Origin of the sequence: Armatimonas sp. (genome assembly GCF_031410135.1) — a bacterium.
In the GTDB taxonomy this organism is placed as follows: Bacteria; Armatimonadota; Armatimonadia; order Armatimonadales; family Armatimonadaceae; genus Armatimonas.
Genome location: NZ_JANNYP010000759.1, coordinates 1 through 2597 on the forward strand (window position 1 = coordinate 1; position 2597 = coordinate 2597).

Sequence of the window (2597 nt, forward strand, 5' to 3'; positions counted from 1 at the left end):
CGCATTCCTTTGCTGCTGTCAGTGCTTTCCGCGCCTGATCAAAGCGTCCAAGCTCCATGCACATTACGCCGAGCAAGAAATACATCTTCTCCGTAGCCCCCAGCTTAATTGCTAGCTCCAACAGGCGAATTGTTTTGTTAACGTCTTCTATGTGCTCGTGTGCCGCAAAATGCACTCGAATATGGGCCTCCTCGTAGAGACATAGTGCTTGGAGGCGCAAGCCCTCTTCGTCGGGCAACGCAGCCGCATGCTGCTGGACAATCTGCAAATCACTGTTGATGAGGGCTAATCCTGCTTCGCGGCGTTGAGGATATTCCGGGGCGATGCTCTGTGATTTCTTCTTCACCTCATCTAGGAGTGAGAGGCCGATCTCCAATTGCTGCTGACTCATTGCTCGGTGCTCTTTCAGATGTAAACGACCGTGACTCCCGAGAGAGATAAGACGCCCTGCTCCTTACCATCGACGTAGACGGTGTAGCTCCCTGGCGATATGCTCTCAAAGTGGGCAAGGCCATTTTCGTCTGTGTACTTCTCATAGTTGCCCCCGGAATAGACCACCACCCGACTTCGATGGGCTGGATTCCCGGTTGCCTCGGAAACCACCTTAATACTGACCATTGCTCTGCCTCCAAGCCGCTCATTGCGGCACTGATAGATTGGTCATTTTATCATGTATATATCCTGTGGGATTTATACTGTGTGATTATTACCGTGGTTTGTATCCGCTAATTCTTCAATCCTGTGGGGATGCAAAAGAGAAAAACCCTGGAGAATCGTGACCCGCTTCTTCAGGCAGTCGCAACAAGAATCCGAGCGCTTCGTGAGGGAAAAGGAATCGCTCAGGAGGTCTTTGCCTACGAGGCCGGGATAGACCGGAGCTACTACGGTGGGATTGAGCGGGGCAAGTATAGCCCGACGGCCATCAACTTAGCGAAAATCGCAGTGGCGCTCGGGGTCGAGGTGGGGGAGCTGTTTCCCACTTGCGAGGTGCTGCGCGACCTTCTCGGGATCGAGCAGTCATAGCCAAGTTAAGTCAGGAATCGACAACTCTGTTTGACAAATACTATTGTAGATAGTAAAATAAACCTATCTTTCAATAAGTTTTGTCAAATGGAGATAGACGCCTTCTTTGCCCAGTACCCGCTTTTTACCACCGAGGAGCTAGATCGCTTCTTGGCGATAAAGCGTACAGAAAATGCAGCACCTGAGCGGCTTGCCCAGGCCCGAAAGGCGTTGCTGAGCTATCACAAGAAGGCGGGGCATGTTCTGCTCGTCCGACGCGGGCTTTATGCTACAGTGCCTGCTCACCGAACTCCCGCCCAGCAGCCGGTCGATAGCTTTCTCATTGCTTCTCGTCTTACACCGGATGCGGTCATTGCCTACCATGGGGCGCTTGCCTTGCATGGTCTGGCACACTCACTCCGCGAGGAGATCGTTGTGCTCTCGGATCAGTCGTTCGTCAACCCCTTGCGCTTTCGCGGAACCCTCTATCGCGCCGTGCCGCCTCCGCGTGAGCTGCCCGTTTCCGATGCACTGACTTTAGGCATTGAAACTTGGGATCGGCAGGGACTCTCCGTTCGGGTTACCGACTTGGAGCGAACTCTCGTGGACTGCCTGGATCGTCCGATGCTCTCCGGTGGCTGGGAGGAGGTCTGGCACTCGCTGGAAGGGCTGGATGCCTACCTGAATCTGGAGCTACTGCTGGAGTACACCCTGAAGCTGCGCACGGCAACGACAGCGGCAAAGGTAGGTTACTTCCTGAGCCAGCACCAGGAGCGCCTACGGGTGCCAGAGGGAACTTTAGAGCGCCTGCGAGTGCACCGCCCCAAGCGAGCACACTACGTGCTTCGGGATAGGATCGTGGGTCAGGTTCCCGGACGCGCCAAGTTTATCCCCGAGTGGAACCTGATGGTTCCAACGCTCTTGGGTGAAGAAGCCTATGAGGAGATCCTGGTATGAAGTTTTCCCGTGAGCAGCTGGAGGGGTATGCGGGTACTTTGGGCTTTCAGGTCAGCGCACTGGAGAAGGTGGTGCGCCTGGTCGAGTTCCTCGTGGCTTTCAGTGAGCATCCAACCCTGAAGGACGTTCTGGCTTTGAAGGGCGGGACGGCGCTGAACCTGTTTGTCTTTGACCTGCCGCGCCTCTCGGTAGATATTGACCTGAACTATGTGGGGGAGCGTGAGCTGGTCGCGATGCAGGCAGCACGTCCTGGCATCGAGGCGGACATCGCTCTCATCGCCCGGCGGCTGGCTCTTCGTGTGCAGGCTCCCAAGTTCGCTCATGCCTTGACGAGCTGGACTTTGGGCTACACCAATGTGCTGGGGAGTCAGGATTCGCTCAAGGTGGAGGTGAACTACCTCTACCGGGTTCCTCTGTTTGATCTGGTGCGCCGTGACAGTCCGGTGAGCCTTCCGATTCAGGCGCGGGGCGTTCTGACAATGAACGATTATGAGCTGGCGGCGGGCAAGCTGACGGCGCTGATTGCCCGTCGTGCGAGTCGTGATCTCTATGATACGCACCTTCTTCTGACGACACGACAGTGGGACATCCCGACTCTTCGTCGTGCTTTCGTGCTCTACGGCGGCATGAACATCGAG

At 55.7% G+C, this 2597-nt stretch carries 5 protein-coding genes; 3 read left to right on the forward strand and 2 right to left on the reverse strand.

Features of this window, described 5'->3' with window-relative positions:
• Both RMO15_RS27775 and RMO15_RS27780 read right to left on the reverse strand, forming a co-directional pair.
• Nucleotides 1-391: hypothetical protein (locus tag RMO15_RS27775; protein ID WP_309720603.1), on the reverse strand; the 391-nt coding region annotated here is incomplete at its 3' end.
• A gap of 14 nt (nucleotides 392-405) precedes the next feature.
• Complete coding sequence (locus RMO15_RS27780) at nucleotides 406-618, reverse strand: hypothetical protein (RefSeq protein ID WP_309720606.1); 213 nt, start codon at nucleotides 616-618, stop codon at nucleotides 406-408.
• A gap of 129 nt (nucleotides 619-747) precedes the next feature.
• On the opposite strand from RMO15_RS27780, the gene RMO15_RS27785 reads away from it, so the two are divergent.
• From RMO15_RS27785 to RMO15_RS27795, 3 genes are all read left to right on the forward strand, one after another.
• Nucleotides 748-1023 (forward strand): helix-turn-helix transcriptional regulator, encoded by a 276-nt coding sequence (locus RMO15_RS27785; protein WP_309696102.1) that lies wholly within the window; start codon nucleotides 748-750, stop codon nucleotides 1021-1023.
• An 87-nt stretch (nucleotides 1024-1110) separates the two neighbouring features.
• On the forward strand, nucleotides 1111-1959 hold the full coding sequence (locus RMO15_RS27790; protein ID WP_309720609.1) for a hypothetical protein: 849 nt from the start codon (nucleotides 1111-1113) through the stop codon (nucleotides 1957-1959).
• A partial coding sequence (locus RMO15_RS27795) for a nucleotidyl transferase AbiEii/AbiGii toxin family protein (protein WP_309720611.1) occupies nucleotides 1956-2597 on the forward strand: 642 nt, incomplete at its 3' end. The genes RMO15_RS27790 and RMO15_RS27795, both read left to right, overlap by 4 nt.